Source organism: Chitinophaga ginsengisoli (assembly GCF_003014595.1).
Lineage (GTDB): Bacteria > Bacteroidota > Bacteroidia > Chitinophagales > Chitinophagaceae > Chitinophaga > Chitinophaga ginsengisoli.
In genome coordinates this window covers 44,011-59,243 of the sequence record NZ_PYGK01000018.1, presented here as the reverse complement: position 1 = coordinate 59,243, position 15,233 = coordinate 44,011, and the positions used below count along the sequence as shown (strand labels likewise).

The window sequence follows — 15,233 nt, the reverse complement described above, 5'->3', positions numbered from 1 at the left end:
GTCACTATATACTTCGGAACAACATTTATAAAAGTATATGCGTACCTGTATGGAGGAAAAATAATTCCCAAATCCTATGCCGTTTTTGTGGAAACGAATGAGATTTCGCCACACTAAAAATTAATTCCTTTGGATCAAAAGTAGCCTGGTCACGTATTCTTCCAAATCATAAAGAAAAACTTTATTGTTTCGGCACGATTCAAATAATGATTCCAAATGTGAAGTTTTGAAAAAACCCGAAGTAATTAATCGCGCGAGTGCCGGATTGGCTTCAACCCAATCCGTTTTTAGAGAATGGTCCTTTAAGTAAGAGATAACGATCTCAACTTTGAAATAAATGGCGACGTGTGCTACCCCTTGATTTAAAATGGAAAGCTCATGAAACGCTTTCGGATAGTTTTCAGGACTAAACTTCTCGTTGTCCTTAATAATGGTGCTAATTGAATTGTTTGACATAAATATAAATAAAGTGTGATTGACATAACCACTGATGGATAAATTATTAAATAAATTTTGAGTAAGTGTTTTATGACTATTCTGGCAGTTTACTGTTTACTGCTGGTGGAAGAAAACCGCCCCAATACTCAATTCAAGACGGCTTACCTGTTTCGTCAGGAGATGCGGGCGGGGGCGCTGAATAGAACTATTATTAAAAGCTCAATTCTTCACCCTGAATAATAAAGAAGAGATTCTGCAACTGATGTAGATATAACATATTCTTTACAATAGGTTGATGCGAAAAGTCTAAAGGAAAGTAGTCAGCATCCAGCTCAATAGAATAGGTTCTTTCGGGCCTTTTGCGTTGCCATAATTTAAAATAGGTATGAAAACTGAATCCCAGGTTCAACAAGATCTGGTCATTTATTTTTACCCGTTCAAACCTTTCAGATTTTGCAATTTCAAATTCACAATCATTATCGTCGTTTTCAAAGCCTATAACTTTATCTTCTGTATTTCTTTCTCGATTTTCTATGCACCATACTCTGCGAAGTTTATTATCTACCAAAAGATAATTGCCAATTCTGAATTCCTCAATTAGTACCATTATTTATGTTTTAAAAGTAGGTAATGGAGTGGGCCGGTCTCCACCGATCAGAATATCAACTATTGTTTGCTTCTTAATTTATTCTTGCTAATAGGCACTTTATGTCCTTTCTTATCGATCCAATAATACTTTGAATGCTTGTTAATATAAATGGTTTCTCCATTCGGGCCTTCCTTGTCCTTATAAATTTTGTCGGTAATAGCATTCTTGCCTTTTGAAGCGAGTTCGGCAGTTTTATTGCCAGCTTTCACCACACCTTCTTTGACTTTTGTGGTTACTTTTTTAGTTGTATCCTGTGCATTGGCTGAAGAAAATCCCAACAGAATGGCCAGGATTGAAATTCCTATAAACTTTTTCATGATTTTAATGTGTTGCAATGGTTTCTTAATTAATTTACTATTACTATTCCGCATTACAACATGATGCAAAAATGAATCAATTAGCCCAAATAGCTGTTACACAATTAGATAATTAAGTTACATCATTCACACATTTGCAGGCATCCGGATTAATAAGCGTAACTTACAAGAACGTAAAACGGAATACAGGTGGAGAATGCAGAACTTTAAGATCATTATTTTTATATTGGCTATTTTAATCAGTTTATCGACTGTTATTGATAAACTAAAACTACCTAATCCTGTATTTCTGGTACTGGTGGGGCTGATCATTGGCTTCGTACCTGTGTTACCCGGTCTGGTAATGGATCCGAATGTTGTTTTTCTTGTTTTTTTACCACCCTTGCTGTATGATGCAGCTTTCCGCACCTCGTGGCATGATTTTAAATCCAATATAAGACCCATATCGGCATTGGGCATTAGCCTGGTTTTTTTTACTACAGTCGCTATAGCTGTTACAGCCCATTATTTTATTCCAATGTTTACCTGGCCCCTGGCTTTTTTGATGGGCGCCATCATTTCACCGCCTGATGCAGCGGCAGCCTCCGGCATCATCAAGGGGCTTGGTTTGAACAAACATGTTATCAGCATCCTGGAAGGCGAAAGCCTTGTTAACGATTCCTCAGCCTTAATTGCCTACCGGTTTGCGCTGGCAGCGGCTATTACAGGGAGTTTTCTGTTCTGGCAAGCCGGTTTGCAGTTTTTATTAGTAACCGGCGGTGGAATACTTATTGGCTTGCTGGTTGGGTATGTGTTAATAGTCATACATAAAAAAATTAACAACTACTCCATTGTTGAATCCAGTCTTACCCTGTTAACACCTTTTATATCGTATTTGGCTGCAGAACAGGTGCATACGTCTGGCATACTGGCTGTTGTAAGCACAGGCCTACTTCTCTCATGGCGTTCACAGGAAATATTTTCTTATCAAACAAGGATGCGTACAAAGGTAATTTGGGAAACCTTGCTGTTTTTGTTGAACGGGTTTATTTTTATTCTCATTGGCCTGCAATTGCCTGTCATTCTAAAGCAATTAACAAATTACAAACTGTCTTCGCTGATAGGATACGGATTAATTATTAGTTTGATTACAATTTTGGTACGTATGATATGGGTTTTCGCAGGAGCTTATTCATTCAGATTTTTTAACCGGCGTAAAAAGAGACACCAAGATGCGTTGCTAGATGACGACCAGTATGGCGATTGGAAAAATGTTTTAATTGTTGCCTGGACAGGAACAAGAGGGGTGATCTCTATGGCTTCGGCTCTTGCCTTGCCGCTTACGCTTTATAACGGGAATGCTTTTCCGCAAAGACACCTGATCATATTTGTTTGCTTTGTTGTGATCTTTGTAACGCTGGTGGTGCAGGGATTTTCCCTTCCCCTGTTGATCAGGCTTCTTAACGTAAAACCTTCGATCAATGAGGATAAAGAAGAAAAAGAACTTCAATTGTATGTAGTGAACAGCACACTACATTTTATTGACTATGAATTTTACCCACTGCCGGAAGAACGAATCAGAATCGAATTAATAAAGAAATACGAACTGATAGCCGTAAAATTAGTCAAAGAAATAAGTACTCATACCCGAAATGAAAAAGAGGAAGAACAGCTTCCTGTAAGAATGCTTACTGCTATGCAAAAAGCCCAGATAGAGATTAGCCGGTTTCAACGGAAATTGCTGCTGCAACTCCATAAAGACGGGCGGTTCAGCGATAATGCAATCAAACAGGTAGAAAGGGATATGGATATAGATGAGCTGAAATTAAATCAATTGCTTCCCAAAGAAGACCAATAGGAAGTTTTTACGTATATTTAAGTAAGGACAGTAATATCCTGCTACCATATTCCTTCTCATACAGGCATTTGTATGCTCATGTTAATTTAATATATAAACTTGTTTGAAACTATACATTAAAAATATGGTTTGTATCCGCTGCAAGATGGTAGTGAAAGAGGAGTTGACAAAATTGGGATTGCATTATATTACAGTGGAATTAGGGGAAGCAGAAATTTTGGAGAATATTTCAGCCAGGCAGCATGATCAGATCAGGACAGCGCTGTTAAAATGGGGCCTTGAATTAATGGACGACAAAAAGAGTGTATTAATACATAAGATAAAGAATGTTATTATTGAATTGGTGCATTATTCAGAGGAACCATTGGCTATAAATTTTTCCGAATTTCTAAGCCAGAAATTAAGCTACGATTACACCTATCTTGCCAATCTTTTTTCAGAAGTACAGGGCACTACAATTGAGCAATTCTTGATCGCTCACAAAATTGAACGGGTAAAGGAATTACTCGTATATGATGAATTGAATCTTACGGAAATCGCTTATAGGATGCATTACAGCAGTGTAGCGCATCTTTCGGCTCAGTTTAAGAAAGTAACAGGCCTTACTCCTTCGCATTTCAAACAGCTCAAGCACAAACGACGCTCCATGTTGGACGATCTATAATATGTTTAGGGGAGAAAATATTGTTTGCTTTTGCATTGCTTTCTGTTTTGCATTGATTCCTTATTGTTGTGCATATACTGGAATATATTGTTTGGCACAATAGAACTACGGTTCATGTATTTCCCCCGAAAATGACTGCAGCACAATGCTTTCAAACTGACCATTAATACAAACCTGCGTTTCAGGTAAATTGAGCTCTATCAAGGAAGGATATTCCGCGAATTAAGCCACCCTACTGATGTCAGCGTTCCTGATTTACTCATGGCTACACTGTACCTGAAAACATCCTAATCATGCAGGAATTGGTGTTGAATATGATGAAGCAATTTGTAATAGCCACGTCCATTCCTGAAGCTATAGTTGTTTGTCCTGGTCTGCCAGGGGGCCATGAAATAATCTTGGAATAGTCGTGTCTGCCTGGAAAATATTTATTTTGTTGCCATCAATATCTGTTATCATTGTCGAAAGCATGCTGTCGCCAGCCAGGTATAGGTTTTTCCATATGAACTGTACGCCTTTATCTTCTAACGTTTTCGTTGCCAAAGCTAAATCATCTACCTGAAATACAATAGCTTTGTTACCAATTGGAATCAGGTGCTCCGGCGCTGGTGCAAAAAGCGCGTCAATTCTTTGTTGTACAGGAAACTGTAGAAGCTCTAAAAACACACCGGCTCCTTCAATTATAGCAACTTTTGCCGAGCCAATGTCAATCGAAAACTCGGTCTTAGAGACAAGTTTAAAGTTCAGGATATTACTATACCAGTCAATAGATGCTTCAAGGTCAGTCACAGTGAAAGCGACGTCGTAAAGGGTAAGGCTGGCCAACCCCTTAGCTGCATTTGGAAGATTATTTGTTGTTTTCATTTTTTATTATGTTATAAGTTTATAAATTAAGTCAATTGGCCAAAAAAAGATTCCCGCCAGGAGTGATATGTTAACAGCCCTGCTATCAATACATCCCTGCATTGTTTCCATATATATTACGCATCCCGACAATTACGGTATGGCTGGCATTGGCTAATGAAATGGTAGTAAGCTTACCCAAACCGGTACTGGTGATAAAAATTGTCTTTGACAATGCTTGCAATTTTTTGTTATTGTGATGACACAAAATTGTTACAATCATGAAACGTGGTGAATGAGGTAACGCAAGAAATAAATTGATCTATGTCAAGCGGGGGAATACAGAATTGACTTATGTATGCTGCTAAAGGAGCTATTGTAGCGTTTCCTTAAAGACACCAGTGATGAACTGGAAATAATCATTTTTTTGTTATACCTTTTCTGATGCGGCTAAGTGTTTCAGGTTTAATGCCCAGGTAGGAAGCTATCATAGCCTGCGGAATACGCCTGGCGAAGTCAGCATACTTTTGGATAAAATCCTGGTATTTTTCTTCAGCGGATTTGCTAATGCTGGATAAAATACGGTTTTGCTTAACGTTAAAACTCTTCGAGATAATCGCATGGACCATATCCCTGAAAGCCGGAATTTTAGAACAGATCATTTCAAAGTTCGGGCCGGTAAATAATACCACTTCACAGTCTTCGATCGCATCTATATTCAACCGTGACGGCGTCTGGTTTAGCAGGCTTTCCCGGTCGCCGATCCACCAGTTTTCTATGCCGAAATAAATAATATGTTCGATGCCTTTATCATCTACCGCATACATACGCATGCAACCTTGGGTAATGAAGGCTTCATATTTCCACACATCCCCCTCTTGCAGTAAGTATTGTTTTTTGCGTAATTTTTTCAGAATTGAAACGGAGCGTATCAATTCTTTTTCGTCATCGGTCAATACGATTCTGCTGTCAAGGTATTGCTGGAAAATATCGTACACGTTTTTTTTATAAAAGTAAGTAAAGATTAAAGAACCAGGTATATACTGTTGCCGCTTAAAGATTATGTATGTAAGAAAACAGTAGCCATTTATTACAGGCAGGGTGGAAAGCTCGAAGACACAAAATTGGAAGATTTCGCTGGAAAAGCTATTGTATTATTTAAGAATTACTCCTATCCCGGATTAAAAATAGACTCCGGCACAATGGTCAGCAGTTCGAAGGCTTTTATCAATTATCGTAGGGAATATGCCGCTACTAATGATCTTGACGGGCTTTTAGTAGCGCAGCAGGCATTCTTTAAAGGGCTTCAAGGCGATGTAAAAGATAATGACCTTATCCGGCTGGACTGGCAACTGACCGAAACCGGTAGTGAAGCGGCCATGATCTGTAATGAAGTTCAGTCTGAAGAAGCAAATCCATTAGCAGATGGGGCTTTATTGCTGACCAATGTGATAAAGCACCACAAAAGCATTATCGATCTTTCCCTGATTGGCAATAGATATCTCGTTCCTAAAGTAATGGAATGGATAGCGGATGGTACTATCGATAAAGAGAATAAACCTAACATACTGTATGTGGATGTAGCAGGTAATTGGATCACCGATTTTTGTATTGACCTGAACAATATGCCACTGTATAATAAGTAACACTGGCTTGTTCCGGTTTAATCTTTTGAATAAATTTGCCAAAAGCCGTCCGACATGTTTGATTTTTTTGCTAAATACCTTGTTGAAAAGGGGGCACTCACGGAAAGTGAACTGGAACTTATCAGGCAAGTCTCGGTTTCAAAAAAAGTTCGAAAAAATAACTACCTGCTTGAAGAAGGTAAGGTGAGTAACTTTATTGGCTTTGTTACAAAAGGAAGTTTCCGTTTGCTTCGCAAAGGCGAGGATGGGCAGGAATACACCATGAAATTTGCTATAGAGAACTGGTGGATATCTGATTTTACCAGTTTCATGTCTGGGGAGCCTAGTAATTGTTACATCGAAGCCCTTGAGAATAGTGAGTTGATCTGGTTTTCCAGGGAAACATGGGATCAACTTATTGCGACTATTCCCAACTTTCATCGAATGATCGATAAACTGACTGCAAGAAACTTTGAAGCACATCAGAACAGGATTTTCAGCAACATCAGCGAACCAGCGGAAACCCGATATGATAACTTTGTGAACAAATACCCTACACTCTATAATCGTATACCCTTGTACATGATTGCCTCGTTTTTGGGCATCACAAGGGAAACACTCAGCCGTATTAGAAAACAGGCAGCCCAAAGAAACACTACAAGCTGATAACCGTTATCAGAGAAAGCTAACTGATGTATGTAATCGTGTTTATACATGCCCATCTAATTGGATGTTCCTACCGTAGATCTCAATACTAACTATATTGACAATTATCACATTTTGTTTTTATCAAATGTCATTTCTGCTTACAGATGGGCGATCTAATTTTGACATAAACATAAACGTTAAAAATGAAAAGAATAGTTTTGATGTCAGGATTAGCTTTAATGGCAATAGCTTCTTTAAGTAACCATGTAAAAGCTGCTAACCTAACCGGTAAAGCAGGAAATCACCACTCAAACAATACACTTTCCGACGCGGCTGCACAAATTGTTGTTCAGGACTCAACAGCCTTAAAGATTGTGACTGCATTTTTTGAAAAATTCAAATCAGGTGCATCCCCTGAAGAACTTGCCAAGAGTTTCGATGAAAAAGCGGAACTGTTCATTCCCGGCGATACAAGGAACGTACCCTGGATCGGTAAAAGGGTAGGACGTGCAGCGATCACAGAGCATTTCAAACTCCTGAGGGAAAACATCAAGCCGGAAAAGCTGGAGTTCACAGATATATTAAGCAAAGATAATAGAGTAGTCATCCTGGGTTATCTTGAATCCCGCATGAAAAAAAATAACAAAGTAATGAAGTCGGAGTTCAGTATCGATATCGTTGTCGAAAACGGCCTGCTTACCCGCTATCATTTGCTGGAAGACTCTTTTGAGGTTTCTGGAAAAGCCAGACTTTGATGAATGTCATTCCATAGTCGGCAATTTATGAGCCCCTTTAAGTCCCTGGATTTGAAGGGGCTTTTTCTCCGTTATCATTCCTTGGTCATACTATAGTGCAAGTAAATGGCAGGACGCGGATGGAGAAGAACGGCCGCATCGCAATCCTGAACCGAAATGGCTTTAATAATTCGGAAACCCCAGACACTAAAATGATAAGCCCCCTGGTATGGTTACGTCCTTTGTTCGGTATTGATATACTACTTATGGCTTGTTGTAAACTTACTAAAAGGACACAAAAAGGGTATTAAAAGGATACAAAAAGGGCATTTATATATCAATTCGATATTGAAGTGACCTTTAAATACTATTTTAGTGTCTATTTAGTAAGTTATCTGTATATTAGATGTAACGAAACAGTAAACTTGTAACTTATAACCTCAAAAAACCTTTTTTATGGCCATTGTTAAAGACAATATCCTCCTGAAACTTGTACGAGGTACCCTCGGCAAACAACTCACGATCTACGAACGGAATGGGCAGATTATTATGGCGACGAAACGCGGCCCTTCAAAGAAAAAGCCTACACAAAAGCAGTTAGAAGCAAGGCTCAAGATGAGCATCGCTTCGGCACGTGCACAGCGGGCGCTGGCCGATCCGGAGGTAAAAGCCTACTATGCATCGCTGGCAGGGCCAGGACAAAATGCCTATAATATAGCCGTGAAAGATGCCTACCGCAGTCCTGAAATCCAAAGTATCAGATTAGAAGAAGAGGAAGTTGTGGTGACTGCCAAAAATGAGTTCCGTGTAGCAGAAGTGGAGGTAACGGTAGTAGACGCTGACGGTGTTGTTAAGGAGCGCGGACGGGCTATTCTGGGCTGGAATGGAGTAGATTGGCATTATAAAGCAACTGCGCTGCCCGCAGGCGGTAAAGTCATCGTGGATGTGGTAAGTCTGCCAGAGAGGCAAACGGTGAAGGAATTACTGCTTACGTAAAAACATCTTCACGTTTACGAATGGCTTGTTTCTGGCGGGTTTTTCCTGCATAGCTGAAATATTCTCCCATTTGTGCGCCTGCGCGAATTATTTTGATAGGTTTTGTTTCTCCATTAAAAGTGGGTAGGCGTAGCCTTGCCCCAAGGTTTTCAATTGATCCAGGAAAATTATAAATTGGCGGTCTTATTCATCTTGGCTGTTCAAGATTGTGTTATCGCCAGCATCATTTACATTTTTTACATGGATCGTTCATTAATTACACAGTATAGCTTCAGGAAGAATCTTCCTTTGGAATTCGAATTGATAGACCTAAGTTTATTGTACGAACAGCATGGTGATAAACTTACCTCACCTCACAGAACGTCTTTTTATCATATCATTTGGTATCAGGACAAGAGCACCAATCTGATGATTGACTTTGAACCTATTCGTGTCCATTCCAACTCCCTGCTATTTTTGAAGAAAGGAATTGTACAGCAATTTAGTAGCGTAAAAGCAAAAGGGAAAGTGCTTTTGTTCACGGAGGAGTTTGTCGCACGGCATTCAGAAGCCTTCACTTTTCTTAAAAGCACCATTCTTTTTAATGACCTGCTGGAAACGGCCCAACTTCAACTTACAGCGGGCGATCTTACAATTCCACGGATATTTGAGTCCATTAAAGGTGAATTCGCACCTGATCCGGATCGTTTTCAACCAGGCATCCTGCTTAATTACCTGCATATTCTATTGCAGGTTTCCGAACGGATGTACAGACAAGGAGGTTTTCGGGAGATAAAGAAGAGTGCAGACCTTGATTATACCTTACTCTTCCGGGACGAACTGGAGTCTCATTACAAATCTGTCCGACAGGTTAGTCATTATGCGGGATTGCTCAATGTTACAGAAAAGAGGTTAAGCGCCGCAACTAATAAGGTACTTGGCAAGACCCCAAAGGAAATTATTGATGAGCGGGTCATGTTGGAAGGGAAACGCCTGTTGGCCCACACATGGCTTAGTGTGAAGGAAATTGGCTATAGCCTTGGCTTTGACGAGCCTACCAATTTTATAAAGTATTTTCGTAAGCATAGTAGCAAAACCCCCATAGAATTCCGGGAACAGTTTACAAAATAGAAGGGCGCAAAAGTATCATCTTTTGGAGGATTCTAACCTTTTAGATGGGGTATTTGCGAAGGATCTTTGCATTGTTAAACAGAACAATCACAAACAATGAAAAAGATCTTTACTGCGGTGGCTGTCATGGCCTCTGTTACGCTCTTATCCGCTCAGTCTAAAATTGAATCTAAAAGACAACTTATGCAGAAGAAAGAAGTAGTGGCACTACTCAAAGCCATAGAAACAGGCGCGGCTGAACCCGTAGCTTCAATTAATGCAAAACAGTATAAACAACATAATCTGGCCGTTGCTGATGGTCTCGCCGGTTTCGGTGCATTACTGCAGCAATTGCCCAAAGGTTCAGCTAAGGTCAATACCGTTCGCGTATTCCAGGATGGCAATTACGTTTTTGCGCATACTGACTACAATTTCTTTGGACCCAAGATTGGTTTCGACATCTTCCGTTTTGAAGACGGCAAAATTGTTGAGCATTGGGACAATCTCCAGGAGACTGCTCAACCTAATCCAAGCGGTCATACCATGACTGATGGTCCAACGGAAACAAAAGATATTGACAAGACGGAAACCAATAAGAAACTCGTTCGTCAGTTTGTAGAAGACATCCTGGTAAATGGCAGGATGGAGAAGCTCGCAGCTTACTTCGACGGCGATAATTACATTCAGCACAACCCAATGATCCCCGATCAGCTATCCGGTCTTGGAAAGGCCCTGGAAGCCATGGCAAAACAAGGCATTACCATGAAGTATGATAAAATCCATATGGTACTCGGTGAAGGCAACTTCGTGCTCGTTGTAAGCGAAGGCCATCTCGGTGGAAAGCATAGTTCTTTCTATGACCTTTTCCGGGTGGAAAATGGAAAGATCGCAGAACATTGGGATACTATTGAAGAAATTCCGGCCAGAGAAACCTGGAAGAACGAAAATGGTAAATTCTAATGGGATCACAGCGGTAAGCGTTCAATAGGAGATCCTATTCAGGAAGAATGGACACGCAAATAGAAAATTGATAACAATAATGAGGGCTGCTTCAAAAATGAAGCGGCCCTTTTTAACTAACACAGACAAAAACTATTTAATACCCAGCTTCTGTTTGGCTGCTGATAGCAGGTCTTCACAGGTAGCTGTTACAACAATATCTTTGGAGCTATCCAATACGCAAACAATCCCTTTCTCTGCTGCCAGATCGGATACCACCTTTTTCGCTTTGGCAAGAATAGGTGCACTGAGTTCCTGTTCACGGGCTGACAACTTCTGTTCCATGCGTCCTCTGTATTCATCAATATTTGCTTTGGCCGTTTCCAGCTGTTTCAGCCTGATTTCTTTCATGTCGGCTTTTAAGGTCGGTTCATCCGCCTGATACTTTGCCGCCATTTGCTGAAATTCATTGACGAGCGCCTGACCGTCTTTACCCAGTTCCTCCTGGTATACCTGCAGTGTATCATATGCGCGTTTAGCTTCCGGCATGCTGGTAACCAGTTGCTGCATATTGATATAGGCAATCTTTGCCTGGGCTTGACTGCGTGTAGTGGAGAAGGTGGCGAAAGCGGACAGGAACAATGCGATAGTACAGTTCTTTAGCATAGATAGTTGATTTAATTGATGCCGTAAATTGTACAATCATATTCTAATAAAAAGTTAAGGGAACCATAAAGGAAAGTTAAGCAGGCTCCGGTATAAATAGGGCAAGAGTATTCAGGCACGATCTGCCGGTCGGGAGAAGGGGATAAACGCTGTCGGCAGTATTGGGATCATCATGAAGAAAGGCGTAAAATGACGCCTTTCTTCATGATGCATAAAACACTATTTCTTCTGGTCCGCATCAATCTTCTGCAGTATTGCATTCAGCGGTTTTATCTTGCCGAAAACATGGCTTAGGGCTGCAGGTTGTAATGAATTGTTGCTGTGACAGGTAAAGCAGGTGAAGGTGGTAGACTGGAAATAAGTTTCCATTGTACTATTAGCTAACACGCTCGTACCGATAGCGCCACCGGAAGTGGAATCTGCCGGATAGATACTGCCTGTTGGCGCTGAGCCGCCAAATGTCCATACCGCACCGACAAACACGTAATTTTTCCTGATATCCTTACCCGGTATCATGCTCATGATCGCGTTGTTGATAGAGATAAGCTCAGTATTGGAAGCAGAGGCGCTGGTGTCCTGCTGATTAGGAACAGTACCAAAAGCTGTCCCAAACGGGAACAGTCGCTGCGTATTGCTGGGGGCTATGATGTTGCCGGGGCTTGCCACCAGGTTGCTGGCTGAGTCGACATTGATATAAGCGATATTGTTGGAATCACCAGGAGCTTTGTTGTTAAAGAGCCAGGAACCCTTATCTGCGGGAACAGTTTGTACATGACCTTTGGTGTTGATGTACTGATATGCTGCATTAGGTGTATTGCTCTGATGTTCGAATGTTGCCCAGATCATTTCAGGATGGCCGGCTACACTGCCGACAATATGTATACCGACTAAGGCCAGTTTCGCTTTTTGTTGTCCTGCAGGTTTCCAGAGTGTAGTCGAAGAAGCTGCATATTTTGGGATCATGGCGTCCATCAGGAAATAGTCCTGCGGATTAGCCAGGCTGTCGGCTATTACCCAGGAGGTTTTCAGCTCCATGGTCAGGGCATTTGAATCTGTAGGAATAAGATAGCCATGTGCCTTTGCGTAGTTAACGATACAGGTCCTTTCTGCTGCGGTTGTTGGGAAATGCTGGCTCGTAATGCTATCGTTCTTGAATTTCGGATCATTGATCGCCGTGAGGTAATAGGCATACATATCATTCACCATGGTGATATAGTATACCAGTGAGTTATTTTGTGCGATCAGCGCATTTGATGTAGCCTGATCTATTCCTGCATCTACTTCGTTGCCGTTGATGTCCAGGATGACTGTGCCTGTGCTGCTGGGAAATGAATGGAGTACGTTTTCAGCATGAACCAGCTTGGTGGCGATCAAGGGCTGTTCGATTTTATTACCGCCTTTATCTTTTAACAGCGCGGGACCATTGGCGGTCTTTTCTACGTTGCCCAATTCTATCAGTTTGCCTGCCTTATTTTTTATCAACACTTTTTCTCCTGCTTTATGGACCATTAATTCAAACAGGCGCCCTTTTTTGTCTCTGAAGACCGGCAATCTGTTAGGACCGTTTTTCTCTACACTGGCAGTGGCTGGTGGAATGATGCCCGATGTATGTTTCTCCAGCATTAATCCACCCTTCGGGTCTGCTACCACATTGTAGAATACCGGAGAGGCCATTACAGAGCCACCATACTGCTCTGAAGAAGAAGTGATCCAGAGGAACATACGTTCTGACCACTGATAGAAATCACAGTTGTTCTGATGACCAAAGGTGACACTGTTCGCAGCAGTTACAGCGCCGTTTTCAGTAGCTGTGCCACCTTTAAACCAGGTGTTAAATGTGTCTTTTGACACCGTGCAGGTAGCCATTGCATCCTGAGGTAACTGAATGCGGGAATAGGGGCTGACCCCAACTGCGCTTTCTGAGGTTTTGTTGTTACTGTTGTTGTTGCAGGCGCCCAGCCATATAAGGGTGACTGCTGCCATGAGGGAAATGCCGACAATTACGTTTTTTTTCATGTTGCTTGTGCGTTTTTTTAACGTGAGTGTATACAGGGAATCAGATGAAGCAACAGCCACTGCTAATGATACTAGAGGTTTAGTATTTGGAAAAATAGGGGTGGTGATGTTACTGGTACTTTTGGGTTTTGTGTTTTCAGGAAGTAGAAAAGAAGTCTTCTTTAGTTGAGTTGTCGTAATAGAGGTAAATATAGTATATATTAAATTAAAGGACCAATAATTTTTTTTATTGGTCCTTTACGCTTTTATAGACAAACTGTTATAAGCATTTTACATGAAAAAAGGCGTACCACATTGTGATACGCCCTGAGTATAAGACAGTTATTGCTTACGCGCTGATCTTGAATGCTGCACTGTATTTCAGGCCGCTTTTCTCCTGCATGTTCTTCGGGATCTTAATAGTCAGCTGACCATCTTTCAATGTCCATTGCAGTTTCGCCTTTGTACCTAACAGTGAAATGTGATTGATCTTTTTGAGATCCTGTACGGCAAAGCTAACTTCTGCAGGCAGCTTCACATCATCACTGTCAGAAAGGAAATACGCATAGATGGAATGCTGGTCTTTCGACTGTGTGAAGTAGACATTCTTATCGGAATAAGGCGCCACTGGTCTTGATCCATGAATACCTTCTCCGTTGATGTCCATCCATTTGCCCATATCTTCCAGGCGCTTATACGCTTCAGGCGCCCAGTCTCCTTTGTCGCTGGGACCGATATTTAAAAGGAAGTTACCGCCTCTTGACACGATCTTCACCAGCAGGGAAATCAGCTGACGGGAAGGCTTGTATTCATCCCGCGGACTATAACTCCAGGAGTACCCCATTGTCATACAGGTTTCCCATGGATAAGGCAATGGCTTATCAGGGATGGATTGTTCTGGTGTGGTATAGTTCTCAAATTCACCGGGAACGGTCCTGTCTACAATGATCAGTCCTGGTTGATGACTGCGGGCCATGTTGGCAATGCGTGGCATATCGATGCTTTGTTTGCCATCAGGTCTTACCCAACCGCCATCCAACCAAAGGATGTCGATAGGGCCATAACCCGTCATCAGTTCCTGGATCTGGTTATAGGTAAAGTCGTTGAATTGCTGCCAGCGTTCAGGGAACTTCTTGATATCGTAGTTTGCATGTTCGTCTTTAGGCGGATAATATTTCCACCAGAAATACTGGCTATGCCAGTCTGGTTTAGAGAAGTAAGCACCGATCATGAAACTGTCCTTCCGGAATGCATCAAAGATCTCTTTGGCCACATTGGCACGCGGATTCTTTGAGAAAGGCGTATTGGGACTGGTGATCTTATAATCGGTTTCTTTCGTGTCGAACATGCAAAATCCGTCATGGTGTTTGGTCGTGAAAACCACATAACGCATACCCGCAGCTTTGGCTGCTTTCTCCCATTTCTCCGGGTTGAAATCTACAGGGTTGAAATCATACTGCAGATGTTCATACGCGTTCCTGTAGGTGTTATAATCATCGCTGTACGGACCTTTCCTTACCACCCAGTCAACAGGGCAGATACTCCAGCTTTCCACCTCTCCCCAGAGGGTATAGGTCCCCCAGTGCATGAACAGCCCGAAGCGCTGGTCCTGCCATTTGGAGAGTTTCCTGATCACTAAAGGATCCTTGGGAGCCTGGTAGTCTTTCGACATTTCATGTACCCCTTCTTTTTCCTGTGCGGATGCGTATTTTCCCGGCATGATGCCTGCTAATAACAGCGGGAAAATGACCAATAATTTCCTCATGTATAGACCTGTTTAAAATAAAATTGTG

Annotated in this window: 15 protein-coding genes; 8 read left to right on the top strand and 7 right to left on the bottom strand. The window is 41.5% G+C overall.

Annotated elements, in window-relative coordinates:
• Nucleotides 1-649 precede the first annotated feature (649 nt).
• Together CLV42_RS28990 and CLV42_RS28985 are read right to left on the bottom strand one after the other, a co-directional pair.
• The gene (locus CLV42_RS28990) at nucleotides 650-1,045 is read right to left on the bottom strand and encodes a hypothetical protein (protein WP_106605442.1); all 396 of its coding nucleotides are present in this window, start codon (nucleotides 1,043-1,045) and stop codon (nucleotides 650-652) included.
• Between the two features lie 59 nt (nucleotides 1,046-1,104).
• The gene (locus tag CLV42_RS28985; RefSeq protein WP_106605441.1) at nucleotides 1,105-1,404 is read right to left on the bottom strand and encodes a hypothetical protein; all 300 of its coding nucleotides are present in this window, start codon (nucleotides 1,402-1,404) and stop codon (nucleotides 1,105-1,107) included.
• Nucleotides 1,405-1,600: 196 nt separating this feature from the next.
• Here CLV42_RS28985 and CLV42_RS28980 point away from each other — a divergent pair, with 196 nt between their 5' ends.
• Nucleotides 1,601-3,241, top strand: a complete 1,641-nt coding sequence (locus CLV42_RS28980) for a Na+/H+ antiporter (protein ID WP_106605440.1) — start codon at nucleotides 1,601-1,603, stop codon at nucleotides 3,239-3,241.
• A 145-nt stretch (nucleotides 3,242-3,386) separates the two neighbouring features.
• Nucleotides 3,387-3,905 (top strand): helix-turn-helix domain-containing protein, encoded by a 519-nt coding sequence (locus CLV42_RS28975; RefSeq protein WP_245901762.1) that lies wholly within the window; start codon nucleotides 3,387-3,389, stop codon nucleotides 3,903-3,905.
• Nucleotides 3,906-4,259: 354 nt separating this feature from the next.
• Here CLV42_RS28975 and CLV42_RS28970 read toward each other — a convergent pair whose 3' ends face one another.
• Together CLV42_RS28970 and CLV42_RS28960 are read right to left on the bottom strand one after the other, a co-directional pair.
• Nucleotides 4,260-4,769: a VOC family protein gene (locus CLV42_RS28970; RefSeq protein ID WP_106605438.1), complete on the bottom strand. Its 510-nt coding sequence runs from the start codon at nucleotides 4,767-4,769 to the stop codon at nucleotides 4,260-4,262.
• 398 nt (nucleotides 4,770-5,167) lie between these two features.
• Nucleotides 5,168-5,746 carry a Crp/Fnr family transcriptional regulator gene (locus tag CLV42_RS28960; protein WP_106605437.1) on the bottom strand — a complete coding sequence of 193 codons (579 nt, stop codon included), beginning with the start codon at nucleotides 5,744-5,746 and terminating at the stop codon, nucleotides 5,168-5,170.
• Nucleotides 5,747-5,794: 48 nt separating this feature from the next.
• On the opposite strand from CLV42_RS28960, the gene CLV42_RS28955 reads away from it, so the two are divergent.
• From CLV42_RS28955 to CLV42_RS28930, 6 genes are all read left to right on the top strand, one after another.
• The gene (locus tag CLV42_RS28955; RefSeq protein WP_106605436.1) at nucleotides 5,795-6,394 is read left to right on the top strand and encodes a hypothetical protein; all 600 of its coding nucleotides are present in this window, start codon (nucleotides 5,795-5,797) and stop codon (nucleotides 6,392-6,394) included.
• A gap of 54 nt (nucleotides 6,395-6,448) precedes the next feature.
• Entirely contained in the window at nucleotides 6,449-7,039 is a 591-nt protein-coding gene (locus CLV42_RS28950) for a Crp/Fnr family transcriptional regulator (RefSeq protein ID WP_106605435.1), read from the top strand.
• A gap of 185 nt (nucleotides 7,040-7,224) precedes the next feature.
• On the top strand, nucleotides 7,225-7,776 hold the full coding sequence (locus tag CLV42_RS28945; RefSeq protein ID WP_146154516.1) for a nuclear transport factor 2 family protein: 552 nt from the start codon (nucleotides 7,225-7,227) through the stop codon (nucleotides 7,774-7,776).
• A 435-nt stretch (nucleotides 7,777-8,211) separates the two neighbouring features.
• Nucleotides 8,212-8,751: a hypothetical protein gene (locus CLV42_RS28940; RefSeq protein WP_106605433.1), complete on the top strand. Its 540-nt coding sequence runs from the start codon at nucleotides 8,212-8,214 to the stop codon at nucleotides 8,749-8,751.
• A 240-nt stretch (nucleotides 8,752-8,991) separates the two neighbouring features.
• Nucleotides 8,992-9,861 (top strand): helix-turn-helix domain-containing protein, encoded by an 870-nt coding sequence (locus CLV42_RS28935; RefSeq protein ID WP_106605543.1) that lies wholly within the window; start codon nucleotides 8,992-8,994, stop codon nucleotides 9,859-9,861.
• Between the two features lie 96 nt (nucleotides 9,862-9,957).
• A complete protein-coding gene (locus tag CLV42_RS28930) occupies nucleotides 9,958-10,800 on the top strand; it encodes a nuclear transport factor 2 family protein (RefSeq protein ID WP_170117694.1) in 843 nt (280 codons plus the stop codon).
• 132 nt (nucleotides 10,801-10,932) lie between these two features.
• Here the strand turns inward: CLV42_RS28930 and CLV42_RS28925 are convergent, their stop codons facing one another.
• From CLV42_RS28925 to CLV42_RS28915, 3 genes are all read right to left on the bottom strand, one after another.
• Nucleotides 10,933-11,445: an OmpH family outer membrane protein gene (locus CLV42_RS28925; RefSeq protein ID WP_106605432.1), complete on the bottom strand. Its 513-nt coding sequence runs from the start codon at nucleotides 11,443-11,445 to the stop codon at nucleotides 10,933-10,935.
• Nucleotides 11,446-11,664: 219 nt separating this feature from the next.
• Complete coding sequence (locus CLV42_RS28920; RefSeq protein WP_106605431.1) at nucleotides 11,665-13,461, bottom strand: hypothetical protein; 1,797 nt, start codon at nucleotides 13,459-13,461, stop codon at nucleotides 11,665-11,667.
• Between the two features lie 328 nt (nucleotides 13,462-13,789).
• Entirely contained in the window at nucleotides 13,790-15,205 is a 1,416-nt protein-coding gene (locus tag CLV42_RS28915; protein ID WP_106605430.1) for an alpha-L-fucosidase, read from the bottom strand.
• Between the last annotated feature and the right edge of the window lie 28 nt (nucleotides 15,206-15,233).

Excerpts from the sequence above, each read along its gene's own strand:
- CLV42_RS28990 (WP_106605442.1), bottom strand. The coding sequence starts at position 1,045 with ATGGTACTAATTGAGGAATTCAGAATTGGCAATTATCTTTTGGTAGAT.
- CLV42_RS28985 (WP_106605441.1), bottom strand. The coding sequence starts at position 1,404 with ATGAAAAAGTTTATAGGAATTTCAATCCTGGCCATTCTGTTGGGATTT.
- CLV42_RS28980 (WP_106605440.1), top strand. The coding sequence starts at position 1,601 with ATGCAGAACTTTAAGATCATTATTTTTATATTGGCTATTTTAATCAGT.
- CLV42_RS28975 (WP_245901762.1), top strand. The coding sequence starts at position 3,387 with ATGGTAGTGAAAGAGGAGTTGACAAAATTGGGATTGCATTATATTACA.
- CLV42_RS28970 (WP_106605438.1), bottom strand. The coding sequence starts at position 4,769 with ATGAAAACAACAAATAATCTTCCAAATGCAGCTAAGGGGTTGGCCAGC.
- CLV42_RS28950 (WP_106605435.1), top strand. The coding sequence starts at position 6,449 with ATGTTTGATTTTTTTGCTAAATACCTTGTTGAAAAGGGGGCACTCACG.
- CLV42_RS28945 (WP_146154516.1), top strand. The coding sequence starts at position 7,225 with ATGAAAAGAATAGTTTTGATGTCAGGATTAGCTTTAATGGCAATAGCT.
- CLV42_RS28940 (WP_106605433.1), top strand. The coding sequence starts at position 8,212 with ATGGCCATTGTTAAAGACAATATCCTCCTGAAACTTGTACGAGGTACC.
- CLV42_RS28935 (WP_106605543.1), top strand. The coding sequence starts at position 8,992 with ATGGATCGTTCATTAATTACACAGTATAGCTTCAGGAAGAATCTTCCT.
- CLV42_RS28930 (WP_170117694.1), top strand. The coding sequence starts at position 9,958 with ATGAAAAAGATCTTTACTGCGGTGGCTGTCATGGCCTCTGTTACGCTC.
- CLV42_RS28925 (WP_106605432.1), bottom strand. The coding sequence starts at position 11,445 with ATGCTAAAGAACTGTACTATCGCATTGTTCCTGTCCGCTTTCGCCACC.
- CLV42_RS28920 (WP_106605431.1), bottom strand. The coding sequence starts at position 13,461 with ATGAAAAAAAACGTAATTGTCGGCATTTCCCTCATGGCAGCAGTCACC.
- CLV42_RS28915 (WP_106605430.1), bottom strand. The coding sequence starts at position 15,205 with ATGAGGAAATTATTGGTCATTTTCCCGCTGTTATTAGCAGGCATCATG.